The following is a 19,938-nucleotide window of genomic DNA, read 5'->3' as shown; positions in this document are numbered from 1 at the left end:
AAGTGTCGAGTGATATCAAGCCCGAAGCCTTACATCGTCAGTTGCTGAAGGCTGCAGCAGCGAGAACAGGTTCTTGGGATCCTGCAGCTCTGGTACCAGCTGAATGTCGCTGCCAATGTTGAGCGTTCGTGCAACATCCAGCACATAGCGCAAGGCGGAGTAGTCCTCGATGGCGAAGCCGACCGAGTCGAACAAGGTGACTTCCTCGGCATGCTGGCGACCTTGAGTCTGACCATTGATGACTTTCCAGAACTCGATAACCGGTGAGTCGGCGGGCATTTGTTGAATTTCGCCTTCAATGCGGCTTTGCGGCTCGTACTCAACCATGACCCGCGCACGCTCGACGATGTCCCGGTGCAGTTCGGTCTTGCCGGGACAGTCGCCGCCCACGGCGTTGAGGTGCATCCCGGGCTCGATCATCTCAGGCGTCAAAATCGTTGCGTAGGCTTTGTCGGCCGTGACCGTGGTCACGATATCGGCGCCACGTACCGCTTCTGCGACGGTTTTGGCAACGCTCACCTGTATGGCGGGGTAGGCCCGCAGGTTGGCTACCAGCTTCGCTGTCGCGGCAGGATCGATGTCGTAGAGACTGATTTCAGTAATGCCGAGCAGTGTATGAAATGCCAGGGCCTGGAATTCGCTCTGTGAGCCGTTGCCAATGAGTGCCATTCGGCGACTGTCCGGTCGGGCGAGGTAGCGGGCCGCGAGTGCGGAAGTGGCAGCGGTGCGAATGGCGGTCGTCAGCGTCATTTCACTCAGCAAAACAGGCTTGCCGGTATCGACGTCTCCCAGCGCACCAAAGGCCATGACCGTCAGCATGCCATTGTGGGTGTTCTTCGGATGTCCGTTGACATACTTGAAAGCGTAGAGCGCTGCATCAGACACGGGCATCAGCTCGATGACGCCCTCGGGTGAGTGGTTCGCCAGGCGCGCGCACTTTTCGAAATCCGGCCAGCGTACGTAGTCTTGACGGATGTACTCGGCCATTTCGATCAGGCAACGAGGCAAGCCTTTTTCCTGGACGAGACGGCTCAGATCATTGACGTCAATGTAACGGGTCATATTGGGTTCCTTTGGGCGTTTTTTGGTGTGCCGGTCTGGACAACCTTTCGCTCTGGCGGCTGAGACTCAGGAGGCGGTCCATGTGTTTGCAACGGACCTATTGTCGAGGCAATGGCGAGAAGATTTCGGCCAATACCGACCCTGGACACAGCGAGAGAAGTCGAAAAGCAGGCAGCGCACAGCGGAATCGGCCGGGTGACACTTACCACTCACATCTCGCTCGCGCAGCTCAAGCGCGATGTGCTTCACGACGCATCGTCATGCAGGTGAAGTAGAAGGCCGCAAAGACCATCACATTTCCTGTGCCGCTCCCTTTAAGTGGAAAAACAGTGACTTACGGCAGGCGACAGAATCGGCTGCGCAAGCCTTTCATTCAGCACAGGCACGCTGTTTGAACGTGGGGTTACGACACCAGCACCCTCCCGGCAATTGGCATTCTGACGGTCCGTTTCAAGCGCTTGTTGATCGCTGCTTGAGATGGAGTGCAACTCCGACGACTGGCTGCTTCCGGTCGAAAACAACAACAAAAACGGCTGCGGTGAATGCCGCATCGACTCTCTGCCCCTGTCAAAAAGTGTGGTCCGACGCAGGCGCCGGATCGCGATAAATCCAAATAATCCGGGACTCAAGAAAATGAACATCAAATGGCTGACTTTGCCGGCACTCGCGTTGCTGTGCTGCACCACGGGCGCCAGTGCCAAGGAATGGAAGGAGCTGCGATTTGGCGTCAACCCAAGCTACCCACCTTTTGAATCCACCACGGCCGATGGTGGGGTCCAGGGCTTCGGCGTGGATCTGGGCAATGCAATATGTGCCGAGTTGAAGCTGACCTGTGTGTGGGTCAGCAATGATTTCGACGGGCTGATTCCGGGGCTCAAGGCCGGCAAGTTCGATGCCATCGAATCTTCGATGACCGTTACCGACGCGCGCAAAAAACAGATCGACTTTACCGATCGCCTGTACGCCGGACCGACCGCCATCGTTACCCGCAAAGACTCCGGACTGCTGCCTACCGCCGAATCGCTGCGCGGCAAAACCATCGGTTACATGCAGGGCACGATTCAGGAAACCTACGCCAAGGCCAAACTGGCGCCGGGCGGGGTGAAACTGCGGGCCTATCAGAATCAGGATCAGGTGTATGCCGACCTGGTATTTGGCCGTCTCGATGCGTCGATCCAGGACAAGCTGCAAGCGCAGATGAGTTTCCTGACCTCGCCACAAGGGGCGGACTTCCACAACAGTGAAGGCATCAGCGACCCGTTGGTGCCGGCAGAAATCGCCATTGGTGTGCGCAAGGACAACGAAGAGCTCAAAGGCATGCTCAACGCCGCCATCAAGGCCCTGCACGACAAGGGCATCTACGCGCAGATCCAGCAGAAACACTTCGGTGATCTGGACCTCTACAACAACTGATCCTCGTGCCCCGGTCGCTGTGTCGCAGCGACCGGGGCGCATCAAGACAGGTGACTGGCGTGAATTCCTTCCTGAATGTTCTGGGGGTCGACCTTTCGGCCCTGCAAGGCTATGGCCCATTGTTGCTGCACGGCACCTGGGTCACCCTCAAACTGTCGGCGCTCGCACTTTTGGTGAGCATGGCGCTGGGGCTGCTCGGCGCGGCGGCCAAGCTGTCGCCGCTGAAGCTGTTGAATCTGCCGGCGACCTTTTACACGACGCTGATCCGTGGCGTGCCCGACCTGGTGTTGATGCTGCTGATTTTCTACAGCCTGCAAGGCTGGCTCAGCGCCCTGACCGAGTCCATGGGCTGGCCCTACATGGAAATCGACCCCTTTGTGGCCGGGATCATCACCCTTGGCTTTATCTACGGGGCGTATTTCACCGAGACCTTTCGCGGGGCGATTCTGAGTGTGCCACGCGGGCAACAGGAAGCCGCGGCGTGCTTTGGCCTGAACCGTTGGCAGCGCTTTCGTTTCGTGGTGTTCCCGCAAATGATGCGTTTCGCCTTGCCGAGCCTTGGCAACAACTGGCTGGTGCTGCTCAAGGCCACGGCGCTGGTATCGATCATCGGTTTGTCGGACCTGGTCAAGGTCGCGCAGGAGGCCGGCAAAAGCACGTTCAATATGCTTGATTTCCTGTTGCTCGCCGCAGCGCTTTACCTGCTGATCACCAGTGCTTCGAACTATGTCTTGCGCGTGCTGGAACGGCGCTACAACCAGGGTGTACGGGGGATGGCGCGATGATCGAGTTGATTGCCGAATACTGGAAACCCTTTCTGTTCAGCGACGGCGAGACCCTCACCGGGTTGGCCATGACCCTGTGGTTGCTGGTGGCGAGTATTGCCATGGGCTTTTTTCTGTCGTTGCCCCTGGCGATCTTGCGCGTCTCGCGCTGGGGCGTTTTGCGTTGGCCGGTTCAGCTGTTTACCTACATCTTTCGTGGCACGCCGTTGTATATCCAGTTGCTGATTTGCTACAGCGGGATCTACGGCATTGCCGTGGTCCGTTCGCAACCATTGCTCGAAGCGTTTTTCCGCGACGCCATGAATTGCACCTTGCTGGCGTTCACCCTCAACACCTGCGCCTACACCGTGGAAATCTTCGCCGGAGCGATCCGCAGCATTCCCTACGGTGAAATCGAAGCGGCCCATGCCTATGGCCTCAGTGGCTGGCGCCTGTATCTGCAACTGATCCTGCCTTCGGCGCTGCGCCGCGCGCTGCCGTACTACAGCAACGAAGTGATCCTGATGTTGCACGCGACTTCGGTGGCATTTACCGCAACGATTCCGGACATCCTGAAAATCGCCCGGGACGCGAATGCGGCGACCTTCATGACGTTTCAGGCCTTCGGCATTGCCGGTCTGCTGTACCTCGTGCTGTCGTTCGGGCTGGTTGGCGCGTTCCGCCTGGCAGAGAAACGCTGGCTGAGCTTTCTCGGCCCGGCCCACTGACTTCCATTCTTTATCCAGAGCGGCGCCGATAAGCGAGCCGCTCCAGGAGTATTCGCATGTACAAACTCACGGTTGAAAATCTGTATAAACGTTTTGGTGACAATGAAGTGCTCAAAGGCGTCTCGTTGAACGCACGGGCAGGGGATGTGGTGAGCATGATCGGCGCCAGCGGCTCGGGTAAAAGCACCATGCTGCGCTGCATCAACTTTCTGGAGCGGGCGGACGAAGGCGCCATTGCTCTGGATGGCGAGCGAGTCCTCACCCGTCAAGGCGTCGGTGGCATGCGTGTTGCCAACCCCAAGCAGTTGCAGCGCTTGCGCACGCGACTGGCGATGGTGTTCCAGCACTTCAACCTGTGGAGCCACCTGACAGTACTGGAGAACATCGTGCTGGCGCCGTGTCGAGTCCTTGGCATGAGTCGCAAGGCCGCCGAGGAGAGCGCGCGGGCGTATCTGGACAAGGTCGGCTTGCCGCAACGGGTGGCCGATCAGTACCCGGCGTTTCTGTCGGGCGGGCAGCAACAACGGGTGGCGATTGCCCGGGCCCTGGCGGTGGAACCCGAAATCCTGTTGTTCGACGAGCCAACTTCGGCGCTCGACCCGGAACTGGTGGGTGAAGTGCTGAAGGTGATTCAGGCACTGGCCGAAGAAGGCCGGACCATGTTGATGGTGACCCACGAAATGGGGTTTGCCCGGCAGGTCTCAAGCCAGGTGTTGTTCTTGCATCAAGGCCGTGTCGAGGAGCAGGGTGATGCTACGATACTCGACCGGCCAAACAGTGAACGTTTGCAGCAATTTCTATCGGGTCGTTTGAAGTGAGGCAAGGCGTACATGGCGGATATCCGCGATCTGTCGATCGTGCTTGATCGTATCGATCAGGCAATCATTGAAGTGTTGCGCCACGAAGGGCGCATCACCTATCAAAAGCTTTCCGAGCGCGTACACCTGACCCCCAGGCCTTGCCTGGAACGGGTGCGCAAGCTGGAACAGCTTGGGGTCATTCGCGGCTATGGTGCGATTCTCGATGAGAAGAAATTGACGCCGGGCTTGTCCTTGCTGGTGCTGGTGGCGTTGTCGAACCAGAGCGGACGCGCGGCGCAAAAGGCCTTCGAAGCCAAGGTCCGCGCCTGCCCGCAGGTGCTGGAATGTCGCCTGATCAGCGGCGCGTTCGACTACAGCCTGCGCATGCGCTGCCGTGACATGGAGCATTACCGGGTGTTGACCGAAGTCTGGTTTGACGACCCGGATTTGCACATCGACAAACTGGTCAGCCACCCGGAGCTGGCGATGGTCAAGACCACCATGGAATAAGACAAGAATCGCTGCCCAAAGCAGCGATTTTTTTTTGTTTTTCAGCCCCGCCGAATCGGCTGGGCAACCAGCAATCTTCAGCCGTTTTCATCAGCGCAAAAGCCGTTATCAACCGGGTTTTTTCCACCTCGAAACAGACAATGAGCCTCTCTCGACCCTCATTGAGTCTGTGCCCATGCAAACCACCAACACGGTATTAATGATTCGCCCGACACGTTTCTCCTTCAATCAGGACACGGCGGCGAACAACCGTTTCCAGCGTCCGGCAACCGTTGCCGAAGACGTACAACTCAAGGCCCTGGCCGAGTTCGATGGCTATGTTGACGCGTTGCGTCGGCACGACGTTGAAGTCCTGGTGCATAACGATCGCGAAGCGCCGCATACCCCGGACTCGATCTTCCCCAACAACTGGTGGAGCAGCCACCCGGATGGCACCTTGGTCCTGTATCCGATGCAGGGCCACAACCGGCGTCTGGAGCGGGACAAAGGTGTACTTGACGGGTTGCTGGGCGCATACCGGGTCGAGCAGTTGCTGGACCTGTCCAGCCTCGAAGAGCAGGAGGTTTTCCTGGAGGGCACCGGCAGCATGGTCCTGGATCGGCAACAGCGGATCTGCTACGCAGGGTACTCGACCCGCACCCACGCCCGGGCCCTGGATCAGCTGGTCACCCATCTGGGCTATGAACTGTGTGCATTCAACGCGGTGGACCGCCAGGGCGTGGCGATTTATCACACCAACGTCATGATGAGTGTCGGCACCCGCCTGGCGGTGGCCTGCCTGGCGTCTGTGGCCCATCCGGGCGAAAGTGCGGCGCTGCGTAACCGACTCGAAACCAGCGGTAAACAGGTCATCGCCTTGAACTGGGCGCAGCTGGAATCCTTTGCCGGCAACATGCTGGAAGTGCACAACGCAGCGGGCGAACCGCTGCTGGTGATGTCGCGTACAGCCTGGCAATCGCTGGACGCCAATCAGCGTCGCTTGATCGAAGCTCACACCACGCCGTTGCCGGTGAACATCGACACCATCGAGCGCATCGGTGGCGGCAGCGCGCGCTGCATGCTGGCCGAGGTGTTCCTGCCCAAGCATTCGTCCACCCAGGAACAAGTGCGATGATCGTCCGCCCTGCAACGCCTGACGATCTGCCGGCTCTGCTGGCCTTGGCCCATAGTGCCGGCACCGGATTGACCACCTTGCCAGCTGATGCGTCGCGACTGCGCCAGCGCCTGGAATGGGCGGCCAAAACCTTCGCCGGCGAAGCCGAGCGCGCCGATGCCGATTACCTGTTTGTGCTGGAGAACGAACACAAAAAAGCGCTGGGTATCTGTGCCCTGGCGGGTGCTGTCGGCCTGCGGGAGCCCTGGTACAACTACCGCTTGGGCCTGTTCGTCGCGGCGTCGAAAAACCTGGGTATCAATCAACAGCTGCCAACGTTGTTTCTAGGCAACGACATGACCGGCCATTCCGAGCTGTGTTCACTGTTCTTACACGCCGATCACCGCAGTGGTCTGAATGGTCGTTTGTTGTCGAAGGCGCGCTTCCTGTTTCTGGCGGAGTTTCGCGATCGCTTCGGTGACAAGGTCATTGCGGAAATGCGCGGTTACTCGGATGAAGAGGGCGTTTCACCGTTCTGGGAAGGCCTGGGACGGCACTTCTTCAAGATGGATTTTGCCGATGCCGACTACCTCACAGGGCTGGGCAACAAGACCTTCATCGCGGAGCTGATGCCCAAGTTTCCGCTGCCAACCTGCCTGTTGCCGGAGACGGCACGAACGGTCATCGGAAGGGTTCACCCAAACACCGAACCGGCGTTGGGTATGCTCAAGGCAGAAGGCTTCGAGCATCGTGACTACATCGACATCTTCGACGGTGGTCCGCTGATCGAATGCGCCACCGGGGATATTCGTGCGGTGCGCGATAGCCAGGTACTGCAACTGAGCATTGGCACACCGGGGGAGCAAGCGGCGACTTACCTGATTCATAACCGTCAGTTTGCCGATTGCCGGATCACTGCGGCAGCGGCGCGAGTTGCAGCCGGTACGCTGATTGTCGACGCTCAAGTCGCCAAGGCGTTGGGCTTGAGTGCGGGGGCTTCGGTGCGGGCGGTGAGTCTGGCAGTGCCTGCCTTGCAACAATCAGTGGCTTAGGTAACTAACTCTCGCGCTTGTTCCGGCGGACATGACAGCATCTATTTCGCGGGCACCCATGGATTGTTTCGCATCTGCGATCGACTGCGCCTGTGAAACGAGGAGCCGCTGGCGGGCTCCTCGTTGATGAACCCGCGAGTGTTACTGAGCTTCGCGAGTAGCCTGGCCATTGACCAGGCGAGAGATGCCCAGGGGGTTGGCAGCTTTCAAGGCGTCGGGCAGCAGGTAGTCGGGGTAGTTCTGGAAGCACACCGGGCGCAGGAAACGATCGATCGCCAGGGTGCCCACCGACGTTCCGCGCGCATCCGAAGTTGCCGGGTACGGCCCGCCATGCACCATCGAATCACAGACTTCCACACCGGTCGGATAACCGTTGAGCAGGATCCGTCCGACCTTCTGTTCCAGCAGCGCTGTCAGCTCGACGAACTGCTCGAAATCCGCCGGCTCGCCGATGATGGTCGCCGTCAACTGCCCGTGCAGCGCGTTCAACGCGGCACTGAGTTGTGCCTGGTCCGCGACTTCGACGAACACGGTGGTCGGGCCGAAGACTTCTTCCTGCAAGACTTCATCGCCGTCGAGCAACAGGCTGACATCGGCCTTGAACAGTTGCGGCAGGGCCTGTTTGCCCTGCTGCGGACTGCCGGCGAGGTGCTCGATGCCCGGATGAGCGAGCAGTTTTTGCAGACCTTTGCCATAGCTGCTCAAGGTGCCAGCATTGAGCATGGTTTGCGCCGGCTGATCACCCATCAGCCCGGCCACCTGCTGCACGAACGCGCTGAACTGCGGCGAGCGAATACCGATCACCAAGCCTGGGTTGGTGCAGAACTGGCCACAACCTTGTACCACTGAAGCGGTCAGGTCACGGGCCACGCTTTCGGCGCGCACTGCCAGGGCCTGGGGCAACAGGATCACCGGGTTGATGCTCGACATCTCGGCGAACACCGGAATTGGCTGAGGACGGGCAGCGGCCATGTCACACAGCGCGCGACCACCCTTGAGCGAGCCGGTGAAACCCACCGCCTGAATGGCCGGATGCTTGACCAGCGCTTCTCCGACACCGCCGCCGTAGATCATGTTGAACACACCGGCCGGCATCGCGGTTTTTTCCGCTGCGCGGATGATCGCGTCGGCCACCAGTTCGGCCGTGGCCATGTGACCACTGTGGGCCTTGAACACTACCGGGCAGCCAGCGGCCAATGCCGAGGCGGTATCGCCGCCGGCGGTGGAAAACGCCAGGGGAAAGTTGCTCGCACCAAACACCGCGACCGGCCCGAGGCCGATGCGGTACTGACGCAGGTCGGGACGCGGCAAGGGCTTGCGTTCGGGCAAGGCCAGATCGATCCGCGCACCGTAGAAATCACCACGCCGCAGCACCTTGGCGAACAGGCGCATCTGACCGCTGGTGCGACTGCACTCGCCTTGAATCCGTGCGGCTGGCAGCGCGGTTTCGCGGCAGACCAAGGCGACGAATTCATCGCCCAGGGCGTCGAGTTCGTCGGCAATCCCGTCGAGAAATTGCGCACGGCGCTCGGCGCTCAGGCTGCGATAGGCCGGGTAAGCGGCGGCGGCAGCCTTGGCCGCAGCATCGACTTCTTCCGGAGTGGCCTGGTAAAAATCGTGAGGCAGCGCTTCGCCCGTGCTGGCATCAACACTGTTAACGATGATATTGCCGGCAGCACTGCGCTGACCGGCGATGTAGTTGTGGCCGATGATCGTGGGCATTTCTGGCTCCAGAAAGAATGTTCGAATCCCCCTTGCGGGGATTTCAGGGCAATAGGGGAGGAGAGCAGGGGGTCAGGTGACTGCGCCGATTTGCCAGGGCACGAATTCGTTCTGCCCGTAACCGTGTTGCTCGCTCATGCTGCGTTCGCCCGAAGCGATGCGCAGCATGAGTTTGAAGATGGCTTCACCGCATTCTTCGATGGTCATGGTGTCTTCGGCGATCTCGCCGCAGTTGATGTCCATGTCTTCGCGCTGGCGGTTCCACAGGGCACTGTTGGTCGCCAGTTTGATCGACGGTGAGGGAGCGCAACCGTAGGCCGAACCACGTCCGGTGGTAAAGGCAATCAGGTTGGCGCCACCGGCCACCTGGCCTGTCGCCGATACCGGGTCATAGCCCGGAGTGTCCATGAACACCAGGCCTTTGGCCTTGACCAACTGGGCATATTCATAGACTTCGACCAGGTTGCTGGAGCCTGCCTTGGCCACGGCACCCAGGGATTTTTCCAGGATGGTGGTCAAGCCGCCGGCCTTGTTGCCGGCCGAAGGATTGTTGTTCAGCTCTGCCCCCATGCGTTGGCAATACGCCTCCCACCAATGGATCCTGGCGATGAGCTTTTCGCCCACGGCGCAGTTGACGGCTCGACGGGTCAGTAGGTGTTCGGCACCATAAATCTCCGGCGTTTCGGAAAGGATGGCCGTACCGCCACACGCCACCAGACGGTCCACGGCGTTGCCCAGAGCCGGGTTGGCCGTGATGCCGGAATACCCGTCCGAGCCGCCGCATTGAAGGCCTACGACCAGGTGCCTGGCACTGACCGGTTCACGCTTGACCTGGTTGGCCTCCTCAAGCAACGCCTTGACCTGGGCGATGCCGCTGGCGACTGCCCTGGAAGTGCCGCCGCTGTCCTGGATGCTGAAGGTGCGCAGGGTAGCGCTGCGGCTCAACCCTTGAGTGCTGAGCAACCCGTCGATCTGGTTGGTTTCGCAGCCCAGCCCGATCACCAGCACGGCGGCGAAGTTGGCATGAGTGGCGTAGCCGGCCAACGTCCGGCGCAGCAGGGCCAGGCCTTCGCCGGCGGGGTCCACGGCGCAACCGGCGGAGTGGGTCAGGGCGACCACGCCATCGACATTGGGGTACGCCAGCAGCGCGGCAGGATTGATGTCCCTGCGGAAATGGTCGGCAATGGCGCGGGCTACAGTGGCCGAGCAATTGACCGAGGTCAGAATGCCGATGTAGTTGCGCGTCGCCACTCGACCGTCCGCTCGTACGATGCCCATGAACTCCGGCTCTTCGTTCAACGGGCTGTTGGATTTCACGTCGACACTAAAGGCGTAGTCACGGGAGAAATCGCCCATGGTCAGGTTGTGCACATGTACGTRCTCACCGGCTTCGATAACCCCGGTGGAAAAACCGATGATCTGTCCGTAACGACGCAAGGGCTGGCCGGCTTCGACTCGGCGTGCGGCGATCTTGTGGCCCGCGGGTACTGGCTGGCGCACGGTCACGCCTTCCTGCTCGAGTACTTCACCCGCCAGCAACGGCCGACGGGCGATCAATACATCGTCCAGAGGATTGAGGCGCAGTACGGCGGCTGCACCGGTTTTCATGATCAATTGCATCGCAAACTCTCTGGCTATGAAGCGTGGGAGGTCGCTGGCGAACGGGCCGCGCCTTACCTTTGTTGCCGCACTATAAGAGCCGCCGCAGGTGGCTGCCTAATGAGACCTTTGGATTGATCGATAACCTTTTTTCATTAGTTCGAGGTTTTTTGAGTTAAACCTCGCTCAACGGTCGTCGGCTTCCCGTCGCAGCCGGGCGAATTCCAGCAAGGTATCGGCGAATTCCCGGGCGGCTTCGCTCAGCGGCTCGTCCTTGCGCGTGATGATGCCGTAGTCCTGGGGTTCGACCTTGAACGGCGTGTTGAGCACCTTGAGCAAACCGCTCTGGACCTGGGGCTGGACCATCGACTCGGGCAACATCGCGAGCATGGGGCCCGATTGCAGCAGTTGCAAAAAGGTTGGCATCGAGATGGTCTCGACCGTATTTGTAGGCGTACGTACGTTGAACTCGGTGAAGGCACTTTCCATCCGTCGCCGTATAGGGGCATTGAAGGGATACATGACCCAGGGCCAATCGCCGAGCTGATCGGTCGCCACTTCATCGAACTGTGCCAGGGGATGGCGACTGTTGACCACCAGGCAAAAGGGCTCGGGCCCGAGCGCACGAAACTCGAAGGGCTGCTGATAACGTTCGTCGGTGAAGCGGGCAATGATCAGGTCGAGCTTTTTATGCTCGAGCATTTCCAACAGTTGATTGCTGGTTTGCTCTATCACTTCGATGGACAGCATCGGCCGGTCCAGCTTGATCCGGGTGATGGCCTCGGGCAACACGACCGAGGTCGCGGCGAAAATTGCACCGACTTTCAAATGGCCATGTCCACCCTTGCGCAGCTTGTTCAACTGATCGACGAACGATTGCGTGTCGTCCAGGGTCATCCGCGCATAGCGGACCACGAACTCGCCGAGCTCGGTCAGAACCATGCTGCGGGTTTGCCGTTCGAACAGAGCAAAGCCGAGCAACAGTTCGATGTCGCGCAACATCTTGCTGATGGCCGGCTGGGTCAGGTTCATCAGCTCGGCAGTCGTGTGCATGTTGCGGGTCCGGGCCAGCGTATCGACCAGCACCAGGTGCTTGATCTTCAGCCATTTGCTGACGCTGGCGTAAGAAATCTCGTCGTTTTCCATAGGGCGCTCAAGTCTGGTTGATAACGAAACGATATCAAATGCTGAATATATGTCATTGGGATTTATCAGCGGCGTGCACTAGTTTTGCCCGGTCGTCATCGAATCTGACCTGGATCTGCATATGCCCGAACTGAAATTGACCCCTGACAACACCCTCCCGATCGATGGACTGCAAGGTACCCTGATCGGTCGTGCCTGGGTCCCGGGAGAGGCCGCCGGACCTTCGCCAGTGGTGCTGCGCGCCGATGGCGTGTTTGATCTGTCCCGGGAATTCCCGACCTTGAGCGACCTGCTGGAGAGCGCCTCGCCGCTTGAGGCCGTTCGCGGCGCTCGCGGTCAATACATTTGCAGTGTCGAGGCATTGTTGACCAATACGGGAGCAGGCTGCGATCCCGACAAGGCTTTTCTGCTGCCTCCGGCTGACCTGCAGGTGATCAAGGCCGCCGGCGTGACCTTCGCCTCAAGCATGATCGAACGGGTGATTGAAGAGCAGGCCGGGGGCGATGCGGTCAAGGCCGAGAGCGTGCGCAGCGTGGTCAAGGCCGCCATCGGTGATAACCTGCGTTCGATCAAGCCGGGCTCGAGCGAAGCCGCCCGGCTAAAGGCCGTTTTGATCGGGCAGGGCCTGTGGTCGCAATACCTGGAAGTGGGGATCGGCCCTGACGCCGAGATCTTCACCAAGGCGCCGGTTCTCGCTTCGGTGGGCAGCGGCAGCGAGGTGGGTATTCATCCGCAATCGAAATGGAACAACCCCGAGCCGGAAATCGTCCTCGCCGTGAACAGCCATGGACGGATACTGGGCGCCACCCTGGGCAACGACGTCAATTTGCGTGACTTCGAAGGCCGCAGCGCCTTGTTGCTGAGCAAGGCCAAGGACAACAATGCGTCCTGCGCGATCGGCCCGTTCATTCGCCTGTTCGATGAAGGCTTTTCTCTGGATGATGTGCGCCAGTGCGTGGTCGACCTGGTGGTCGAAGGCGATGACGGTTTCGTCCTGCGCGGTAGCAGTTCAATGGCGCAGATCAGTCGCGACCCACTGGAACTGGTGGCCCAGACCATAGGCGGCAATCACCAGTACCCGGACGGATTCATGCTGTTCCTCGGCACTCTGTTTGCGCCGACTCAGGATCGGGAAGAGCAGGGCAGTGGCTTCACCCACAAGCAGGGCGATAGCGTCAGCATCGGCAGTCCGTTGCTGGGCACCCTGCACAATCGCGTCACCTACAGCAATCAGGCAACGCCATGGACGTACGGCCTGCGCGCATTGATGGGCAACCTGGCGCTTCGCGGCCTGGTGGCAGGTAAATCAATCCACTGATTTACCTGCCGCAGATTCCTGGCAGTTAGAAGCAGTGGTCGCTGGACAATAACAATAAGGCACACAAATCATGAGCAAAAACACAACAAGCGCGAAGCACGCGGCCGCCATCGAGAGCGCCATCGCCAAATGCCGATGGAAGCTGTTGCCGTTCCTGGCATTGATGTTCGCCTTGGCAATGATCGATCGTTCCAATGTCGGCTTCGCCAAGGCGGCGTTGCAGACCGATGTCGGCTTGAGCAATGCCGCCTTCGCCCTGGGCGCGGGTATTTTCTTTATCGGTTATGCGATCTTTGAAGTCCCCAGCAACCTGATGTTGCACCGGGTCGGCGCACGACTTTGGCTGAGCCGGATCATGATCACTTGGGGGCTGGTGTCTGCCGCCATGATGTTCACCCGGGATGAAACAACGTTTTATGTGCTGCGTTTTCTGCTCGGCGTGGCTGAAGCGGGTTTTTCCCCGGGTGTGATCCTGTACCTGACCTACTGGTTTCCGGCCCAGCGTCGCGGCCAGGCTATCGGCATCTACTACTTCGGCTTGCCAATGGCCTTGATGCTGGGCAGTCCACTGTCGGGCTGGTTGCTGGAAATGCACGACATGTTCAACCTGACCAACTGGCAGTGGATGTTCCTGGTGGAAGGCCTGGCGGCGGTTGTCGTAGGGATCATTGCGCTGTTCTACCTCAAGAGTAAGCCACAGGACGCCCCTTGGCTGACCCGCGAGGAGAAGGCCGCCCTGAGCCAGGAGCTGGAAGCCGAAGACAAACTCAAGTTGGCCCATGGCCCGAACAACCTGTTGGGCCTGGTGCGCAACAAGCGCGTGCTCAAGTTCATCCTGATCTACTTCAGTGTTCAAGTCAGTGTGTACGGGGTGATCTTCTACCTGCCGACGCGAATCGCCGAGCTGTTGGGTACTACGGTCGGGTTAAAGGTGGGGATGTTCATTTCGCTGCCATGGTTGTGCGCCGCCGTCGCCATGTACTTCGTGACTCGCTATGCCGACCGGCGTGGGGCGCATCTGAAAATGGCGATGTGCATGCTCGGCATGGCGGCCCTCGGTATTGCCGCATCGGCCTTGCTCAACAGCTTTGCCCCGGTGCTGCTGGCCTTCTGTTTTGCAGCGGCGGGTTTCGTGACCGTTCAACCACTGTTCTGGACGCTGCCGACCGGTTACCTCGGTGGGGTCGCCGCTGCGGGCGGTATTGCCCTGATCGGTTCCATGGGCAACATCGGCGGCTTCGTCGCGCCGATGCTCAAGGCCCATATGGAGGTCTGGTTCACCGATCCCCGGGCGGGGATGTTGTCGCTGTCGGCAGCCGGGCTGGTAGGGGTTTACCTGCTATGGACGTTGCGCGTGCCGAAGGGGCAACTGCTGGTCGATCAAGGCCCGCTGGACGGGGTGGCGGGTAATGCCCAGGCATCTTCGAACCCTTGAGATCACCGGGTCGACAATAGACCGATAACAACAGCCGAAGCCTGTCAAAGGCTTCGGTTTTTTTTGCCCGTCGCATGGGGGATGACGGGTACGAAAAACAGGACATGGGCAATGGCGTCACCCGCTTGCGCGAACCTCATGTGCATCGCTACTTTGCGGCCAACCTTTTTCACGTGCAACGGTCTGGTTATCGAGAGCGCTACGGACGCCGCACCCCAATGTGTTTTTTGGGCACGTCAGCCAACGTGACCAGTCACCTGGGCGCATAGCCTTGTCAGCTGTTCAGCCAGATCGATCACGCGCCGTGGTGCGTCGGGGCGCAGGTGTAGCGCGATTTCCAGTGCCGCCAGTTCGGGGAAGGACTCGGCTACGCCCAACCGTCGGTGGCCGGGCAGGGCAAGTCGCGAGGGGAGCACGCTGACGCCGAGACCATCGGCGACCGCTGAGCGCACGCTCGCCAGGCTTGCGCTGCTGTAGCCGATGCTCCAGCGTCGGCCGGCGCTCTCGAGCGCGTGGATCATCTCATCGCGATACAAGCCGCCAACCGGAAACACCACCAGTGGCAGCGGGTCGCGCTCGTACGTCGGCTCGCTGAGGCTGTCGAACCAGGCGAGCGGTTCGGGCCAGGCAGCGTGCCCCACAACCTGTCCCGGGCGCTGTTTGACCAGCACCAGGTCGTAGTCGCCTGCACAAAACTGTTGCCATAGCGTGTTGCTGAGCCCACTGCTGATCTCAAGCCTTATCGACGGGTGTGCGCGTGCGAAGGCGCCAAGCGTCGGCGTCAGCAAGTCTGACGCAAAGTCTTCTGGCACGCCGATATGCACTTCGCCCTGGGCGTGGCCCTTGCGTAACTCTTCCACCACCTCTTCCATCAGCCCCAGGATCCGGCGCGCATAGCCGAGCAAGCGCTCGCCGTTCTCGGTGGTGACGACGTAGCGCCCGCTGCGATTGAGCAGTTCGCAGCCGAGTTGCTCCTCAAGGCGCTTCAACTGTTGGCTGATGGTCGACTGGCTCAGGTGCACGCGCTCACCGGCGCGGGTGAAGCTGCCGCTCTCTACCACCGCGACGAAACTCTTGAGCAGCAACGGATCGATCAGTGTCGAAGTCATTACGTTTCCCACTAGCTGTATATGGACTCCTCCTCGTTGCAAGCCCCCTTCGCTTTGGCGCCCGTGCCGACTGCACACGTATATTCGGCCTCTGATTTCAGTATCGATTCGATGCAGGGCCATGATGGGCTATTCGCGCGTCGGCTCCCAATTGCTTCTACGTGCTTTACGCACCTGGTCATTAGAGGGTTTTTCCGACGCCGGTTCGACCGGTTTGCCATTGTTCGGGTTGCTTCGCAATCGTGGTGTAGAGGTGCTTCTCCTTGGATAAATGGGTCAGGCCGCTGCCCGATCCGCTTGGTAATCAGTGCCATTGCGTAGCATCGCCCAAGCCTTGCGCGCAGTTTTGTTGGCTAGCGCAATAGCCGCCACATTAGGATGCGAGCGCTCAGCTAAACGGACAGCCCACTGGCTGAGCCGGTCATCTTTAAATTTGGCCGTGCGTAGTGCCTATCGTGCACCATGGATCATCAGCGTTCGCAGATAAGCATCGCCACGTTTGCTGATGCCCAGCAGTCGATCCTTGCCGCCGGAGCTGTGTTGCCTCGGCGTCAGCCCTAACGAGGCGGCCAACTGCCGGCCATTGGCAAACTGTCGGGCATCACCAATGGCAGCAACGAGTGCGGTGGCTATCATCGGGCCGACCCCGCGCAGCTGCTGCAAGCGAACGGCCGTTGGTTCACTTGCCGCGATTGCCGATATCTCGCTGTCGAGTTCGCCCACGCGTTCATCCAGTGTGCGAAGGTCGCCCCACAAGCCATCCAGTAGACGACGAAAACGTACCGTCAAACCGTTATCCGCCTCTTCCAACCAGCACGGTATGGCGCGACGCAGCATCAGCAACTCCTTCGGAGCAACGAGGCCGTACTCGGCGATCAGCCCACGAATCTGATTGGCTTTGGCCGTCCGCTGTTCGATTAAGCCGGCCCGGATGCGATGCGTCGCCTGGATATCCTGTTGTTCGATGGTCTTGACGGCGACGAAGCGCATGCTGGGACGGCTCATTGCCTCACAGATTGCTTCGGCATCGTTGGCGTCATTCTTGTTGCTCTTGACGTATGGTTTGACGAACTGCGGCGCGATCAGTCTCACCCGAAATCCGCGTGCCTGTAGTTGTCGCGCCCAATGATGGGCTCCACCGCAACTCTCCATACCGATTTCACAGCCGGGTTCGATTTTCTCCAGCACCGTTTGCAGCCAGCGATCACGCGGTAGGCATTGCCGCCAGATGGGTTGTTCATGACAATCCACGCCGTGGATCTGAAACACGTTCTTGGCCAGGTCGACCCCAATGCGCATAAGCTTCATGTGTGGACTCCTTCTCACGGTTGACTGTGGTTCGCACCTTCAGTCTGGCACTCAAGATGCCGAGGTGAGGAGGAGTCCATCCCATTGCTTCTGGCCGATTCTGTTGAAAAAGTCGACCATGGTTTGCGCAGCAGAAAAGTATGCGTCCGAGAGCGGTATTCGAGGAGGAGCAGAGCGCCTGCTGCAGAACGGGTGATGTTGGTACGCCAGCGTGGTTCAGGCCGTTCCGGACCACTTACCACTCAGGCGGGGAATTGGGCTATCCAGTGCCTGGCAATCTCTTCGCGCCGGCAGATCCACACCGCGTCGTGGCCTTGCACGTAATCGAGAAAGCGCGCCAGCGCCATCGCACGACCAGGATGGCCACTGATCCGCCCATGCAGGCCGACGCTCATCATCTTCGGGTGTTGCGCGCCCTCCTGCCACAGCAGGTCAAAAGCATCCTTGAGCAGCCGGAAGAAGTCTTCACCGCAGGCGAAACCATTCGGCAGCAGATAGCGGGCGTCGTTGTTGACCAGTGTGTAAGGGATCACCAGGTGGGCGGGCGAGCCGGGGAGCCAATAGGGCAGATCATCGTTGTAGGCGTCTGAGCTATAGAGAAACCCACCTTCCTCACGCAACAGGCGACGGGTGTTCTGGCTGACCCTTCCTGTGTACCAACCTGTGGGGCGTTTACCGCAGATCTGCTCGATCACGTCGAGGGTGAGGCGGATATGGCGCCGCTCCTGGTCTTCAGGCATGTCGCGATAGTCCAGCCAACGGTAGCCATGCCCGGCAATCTCATGCCCGGCAGCGCAGAGCGCATGGCCAATCGCCGGGGTGAGTTCCAGTGCCCGGCCGACGGCGAAGGCGGTCAGCGGCAGGCCTCGGGCGCTGAACAGCTCCAGAATGCGCCAAACACCTGCGCGCGATCCGTATTCGTACATGCCCTCGACGCTCAAGTCCGCTTCCCCCACACGCGGCGGGCGGCCCGGTAGCTCGTGAAGCCAGGCCTCCGACTGCGCATCGCCATTGAGGATGCATGACTCCGCGCCTTCTTCGATGTTGAGTACGAACTGGACCGCGACGCGCGCTTCACCGGGCCATCGCGGGTGGGGTGGGCAGCCGCCATACCCGATAAGGTCGCGAGCGGACATCAGCCCAGCTCGAAGGTCGTGACGCCGAACACACGTTCGTGCGCGATCGCCGGAGGAGGGCCGAGGTACATGCGTGCGCAGCCGAAAACCTCGATCATGCCCTGTTGGTGCACGAGCGCCATCGCGGCGGGGTTATTCTCCGGGGCATCGAGAAACAGCGGGCCACCCTCGGCAAATTCCGCCAGGCGCGCGTAGAGGGCATTGGCTGCCAGGGCGTCATCGGCGAACAAGGGGCCGATCTTGTAGCCTTCCCGGCAGCGCCTTACTACGCCATAGCCGCTTAGCCTGCCTTCGCGCTGGCAACCTACGGCGAGTGCATCGGCTTGGGCTATCCACCCGCTCAGGAAGCTTGCGCGTGCGGCGGGGAAGCAGGTGCGGTCGTAATCGACAACTTGATCGAACGGGAAGGTGGCCAACGGGACAATGTCCTGGTCGTCCACCTGCGAGATCGTCGGGCGTTCGGTGGTCCTGGCACGAAAACGCATATTGCGATGGGAGAAGACGAAACCACCCTTGGCGTAGTAGTCCTGCATCGTGAAGACGCCGTCCATGCCGATGCTCGCGCCTGGGCGCAGGCGGGCGAGGAGTCGCTCGCGGCGTGCGTGCCAGAGGGTATTACCCAGACCTTGACCACGATATTCAGGCCGGACGATGAAAAAACCCATGAAACCGAATTCGCCATTGTAGGAGGTGATGGCACCGCCGCCGATCAATTCGCCGCCCCGGGACGCCGCGATGAAGGCGGCAGGGTCCGTAGCCCAGAACAGCTCGGCATCGTGAAGGCCGGGATTCCAACCCTCACGGGCAGCCCAATCGACGAGCTCGTCCAGCTCGGGACGGGTCATGTTGCGTATGACCAGCTGATTCGACACCGCGAAGTTCTCCTCAGTCGCTAATTGAACCCTTTCGGTATAGCTTCAACCCGAGTATTGATCCAGGTCGTCACGTCACCTGCAGAACATGTTCGTCGCCATTGAACTGTCCTGAGCGCGAGGCCCGGTTGCTGTCAGCGAGGGTGGAACATGCACCCGCAGGAGCCGGGCCTGCCCGCGATGCAGACGACGCGACGTATCAGACAGACCGCGGTGCTAAGACGAGCGCCCCTATGAACGCCCTCACGCGCATTAACTGGATCGCCCGTGGTGGGCTGGCGTTCATAAAGCTGCGCCGCGTCTCGCAGTTTCTATCGGACCCGCTGGTCCAGTTTATTTCGTCGTCTAACTTGGGAATGCCAAGCTAGGGGCTCGGCTACTATGACGTTAGGTGCCAAGGAGACATCATGACGGTCAAGCGTATGGACAACGTCGGCATCGTTGTAGAAGACATTGACGCCGCCATTGAGTTCTTCACCGAACTTGGCCTCGAGCTCGAGGGGCGCGCCCCAATCGAAGGAGACTGGGCAGATGGCGTCACTGGATTGCGCGACATGCGCGTCGAGATTGCCATGATGCGTACGCCGGACGGTCATAGCCGGCTAGAGGTGTCCCGATTCCTCGCACCACTTGTTGTCGCCGATCACCGCAGCGCCCCGGTGAACGCTTTCGGTTACCTACGCGTCATGTTCACCGTGGAGGACATCGACGACACGCTCGCAAGGCTCCACAAACGCGGCGCGGAACTCGTCGGCAAAGTGGTCCAGTACGAAGACACCTATAGGCTCTGCTACATTCGGGGCCCCGAAGGAATTCTGATCGGGCTTGCCCAAGAGCTCGGGCCGCGCGCTTAACGGCAGGCCATGGTCGC

At 60.2% G+C, this 19,938-nt stretch carries 17 protein-coding genes and 1 pseudogene; 10 read left to right on the top strand and 8 right to left on the bottom strand.

The window, feature by feature from the left end; translation table 11 throughout:
- Positions 1-15: 15 nt before the first annotated feature.
- Positions 16-1,062 (bottom strand): ornithine cyclodeaminase, encoded by a 1,047-nt coding sequence (locus tag AC1DVE_RS10080; protein ID WP_223458377.1) that lies wholly within the window; start codon positions 1,060-1,062, stop codon positions 16-18.
- Between the two features lie 633 nt (positions 1,063-1,695).
- Here AC1DVE_RS10080 and AC1DVE_RS10075 point away from each other — a divergent pair.
- The 7 genes from AC1DVE_RS10075 (at position 1,696) to astA (ending at position 7,422) form a co-directional block, all read left to right on the top strand.
- Positions 1,696-2,475, top strand: a complete 780-nt coding sequence (locus AC1DVE_RS10075; RefSeq protein WP_150755301.1) for a transporter substrate-binding domain-containing protein — start codon at positions 1,696-1,698, stop codon at positions 2,473-2,475.
- Between the two features lie 59 nt (positions 2,476-2,534).
- A complete protein-coding gene (locus AC1DVE_RS10070) occupies positions 2,535-3,260 on the top strand; it encodes an ABC transporter permease (protein WP_223458373.1) in 726 nt (241 codons plus the stop codon).
- Positions 3,257-3,967, top strand: coding sequence for an ABC transporter permease (locus AC1DVE_RS10065; RefSeq protein WP_102700408.1), 711 nt, complete (start codon positions 3,257-3,259; stop codon positions 3,965-3,967). Before AC1DVE_RS10070 ends, AC1DVE_RS10065 begins: the two co-directional genes overlap by 4 nt.
- A 56-nt stretch (positions 3,968-4,023) precedes the next feature.
- Positions 4,024-4,785: an ABC transporter ATP-binding protein gene (locus AC1DVE_RS10060; RefSeq protein ID WP_007986657.1), complete on the top strand. Its 762-nt coding sequence runs from the start codon at positions 4,024-4,026 to the stop codon at positions 4,783-4,785.
- 12 nt (positions 4,786-4,797) lie between these two features.
- The gene (locus AC1DVE_RS10055; protein WP_007974731.1) at positions 4,798-5,277 is read left to right on the top strand and encodes an Lrp/AsnC family transcriptional regulator; all 480 of its coding nucleotides are present in this window, start codon (positions 4,798-4,800) and stop codon (positions 5,275-5,277) included.
- A gap of 175 nt (positions 5,278-5,452) precedes the next feature.
- Positions 5,453-6,391 carry a citrulline utilization hydrolase CtlX gene (ctlX, locus tag AC1DVE_RS10050; RefSeq protein ID WP_223533479.1) on the top strand — a complete coding sequence of 313 codons (939 nt, stop codon included), beginning with the start codon at positions 5,453-5,455 and terminating at the stop codon, positions 6,389-6,391.
- Positions 6,388-7,422, top strand: a complete 1,035-nt coding sequence (gene astA, locus AC1DVE_RS10045; protein WP_223458369.1) for an arginine N-succinyltransferase — start codon at positions 6,388-6,390, stop codon at positions 7,420-7,422. The genes ctlX and astA overlap by 4 nt, the downstream gene beginning before the upstream one ends.
- 141 nt (positions 7,423-7,563) lie before the next feature.
- On the opposite strand, the gene AC1DVE_RS10040 is transcribed toward astA, so the two are convergent.
- The 3 genes from AC1DVE_RS10040 to AC1DVE_RS10030 all read right to left on the bottom strand — a co-directional run bounded on the left by AC1DVE_RS10040 (position 7,564) and on the right by AC1DVE_RS10030 (position 11,889).
- On the bottom strand, positions 7,564-9,144 hold the full coding sequence (locus AC1DVE_RS10040; RefSeq protein WP_223533478.1) for an aldehyde dehydrogenase (NADP(+)): 1,581 nt from the start codon (positions 9,142-9,144) through the stop codon (positions 7,564-7,566).
- Positions 9,145-9,216: 72 nt separating this feature from the next.
- Entirely contained in the window at positions 9,217-10,764 is a 1,548-nt protein-coding gene (locus AC1DVE_RS10035; RefSeq protein ID WP_477783902.1) for a UxaA family hydrolase, read from the bottom strand.
- Between the two features lie 165 nt (positions 10,765-10,929).
- Positions 10,930-11,889, bottom strand: coding sequence for a LysR family transcriptional regulator (locus AC1DVE_RS10030; protein WP_223533476.1), 960 nt, complete (start codon positions 11,887-11,889; stop codon positions 10,930-10,932).
- Between the two features lie 121 nt (positions 11,890-12,010).
- Between AC1DVE_RS10030 and AC1DVE_RS10025 the strand changes: the two genes are divergently transcribed.
- Together AC1DVE_RS10025 and AC1DVE_RS10020 are read left to right on the top strand one after the other, a co-directional pair.
- Positions 12,011-13,207, top strand: coding sequence for a fumarylacetoacetate hydrolase family protein (locus AC1DVE_RS10025; RefSeq protein WP_223533475.1), 1,197 nt, complete (start codon positions 12,011-12,013; stop codon positions 13,205-13,207).
- Positions 13,208-13,277: 70 nt separating this feature from the next.
- Positions 13,278-14,642 carry an MFS transporter gene (locus tag AC1DVE_RS10020; protein WP_223543134.1) on the top strand — a complete coding sequence of 455 codons (1,365 nt, stop codon included), beginning with the start codon at positions 13,278-13,280 and terminating at the stop codon, positions 14,640-14,642.
- 236 nt (positions 14,643-14,878) lie between these two features.
- On the opposite strand, the gene AC1DVE_RS10015 is transcribed toward AC1DVE_RS10020, so the two are convergent.
- From AC1DVE_RS10015 to AC1DVE_RS10000, 4 genes and pseudogenes are all read right to left on the bottom strand, one after another.
- Positions 14,879-15,751, bottom strand: coding sequence for a LysR family transcriptional regulator (locus AC1DVE_RS10015; protein ID WP_223459959.1), 873 nt, complete (start codon positions 15,749-15,751; stop codon positions 14,879-14,881).
- Between the two features lie 276 nt (positions 15,752-16,027).
- Positions 16,028-17,059, bottom strand: a pseudogene (locus AC1DVE_RS10010) (IS110 family RNA-guided transposase).
- A 242-nt stretch (positions 17,060-17,301) separates the two neighbouring features.
- Positions 17,302-18,195, bottom strand: coding sequence for an allantoinase PuuE (gene puuE, locus AC1DVE_RS10005; RefSeq protein WP_223459961.1), 894 nt, complete (start codon positions 18,193-18,195; stop codon positions 17,302-17,304).
- The gene (locus AC1DVE_RS10000) at positions 18,195-19,067 is read right to left on the bottom strand and encodes a GNAT family N-acetyltransferase (RefSeq protein WP_223533756.1); all 873 of its coding nucleotides are present in this window, start codon (positions 19,065-19,067) and stop codon (positions 18,195-18,197) included. The genes puuE and AC1DVE_RS10000 overlap by 1 nt, the downstream gene beginning before the upstream one ends.
- A 407-nt stretch (positions 19,068-19,474) precedes the next feature.
- Between AC1DVE_RS10000 and AC1DVE_RS09995 the strand changes: the two genes are divergently transcribed.
- Positions 19,475-19,921: a VOC family protein gene (locus AC1DVE_RS09995; protein WP_223533755.1), complete on the top strand. Its 447-nt coding sequence runs from the start codon at positions 19,475-19,477 to the stop codon at positions 19,919-19,921.
- Positions 19,922-19,938 lie beyond the last annotated feature (17 nt).

The organism is Pseudomonas sp. P4_B4, assembly GCF_056402255.1.
Note: the sequence above shows the minus strand (reverse complement) of the source record. Positions and strands in the feature narration are given on the sequence as shown.

What these genes read in the sequence shown, in the direction of transcription:
- AC1DVE_RS10080 (WP_223458377.1), bottom strand. Translation starts at nt 1,062, where the DNA reads ATGACCCGTTACATTGACGTCAATGATCTGAGCCGTCTCGTCCAGGAA.
- AC1DVE_RS10075 (WP_150755301.1), top strand. Translation starts at nt 1,696, where the DNA reads ATGAACATCAAATGGCTGACTTTGCCGGCACTCGCGTTGCTGTGCTGC.
- AC1DVE_RS10065 (WP_102700408.1), top strand. Translation starts at nt 3,257, where the DNA reads ATGATCGAGTTGATTGCCGAATACTGGAAACCCTTTCTGTTCAGCGAC.
- AC1DVE_RS10060 (WP_007986657.1), top strand. Translation starts at nt 4,024, where the DNA reads ATGTACAAACTCACGGTTGAAAATCTGTATAAACGTTTTGGTGACAAT.
- AC1DVE_RS10055 (WP_007974731.1), top strand. Translation starts at nt 4,798, where the DNA reads ATGGCGGATATCCGCGATCTGTCGATCGTGCTTGATCGTATCGATCAG.
- ctlX (WP_223533479.1), top strand. Translation starts at nt 5,453, where the DNA reads ATGCAAACCACCAACACGGTATTAATGATTCGCCCGACACGTTTCTCC.
- astA (WP_223458369.1), top strand. Translation starts at nt 6,388, where the DNA reads ATGATCGTCCGCCCTGCAACGCCTGACGATCTGCCGGCTCTGCTGGCC.
- AC1DVE_RS10040 (WP_223533478.1), bottom strand. Translation starts at nt 9,144, where the DNA reads ATGCCCACGATCATCGGCCACAACTACATCGCCGGTCAGCGCAGTGCT.
- AC1DVE_RS10030 (WP_223533476.1), bottom strand. Translation starts at nt 11,889, where the DNA reads ATGGAAAACGACGAGATTTCTTACGCCAGCGTCAGCAAATGGCTGAAG.
- AC1DVE_RS10025 (WP_223533475.1), top strand. Translation starts at nt 12,011, where the DNA reads ATGCCCGAACTGAAATTGACCCCTGACAACACCCTCCCGATCGATGGA.
- AC1DVE_RS10020 (WP_223543134.1), top strand. Translation starts at nt 13,278, where the DNA reads ATGAGCAAAAACACAACAAGCGCGAAGCACGCGGCCGCCATCGAGAGC.
- AC1DVE_RS10015 (WP_223459959.1), bottom strand. Translation starts at nt 15,751, where the DNA reads ATGACTTCGACACTGATCGATCCGTTGCTGCTCAAGAGTTTCGTCGCG.
- puuE (WP_223459961.1), bottom strand. Translation starts at nt 18,195, where the DNA reads ATGTCCGCTCGCGACCTTATCGGGTATGGCGGCTGCCCACCCCACCCG.
- AC1DVE_RS09995 (WP_223533755.1), top strand. Translation starts at nt 19,475, where the DNA reads ATGACGGTCAAGCGTATGGACAACGTCGGCATCGTTGTAGAAGACATT.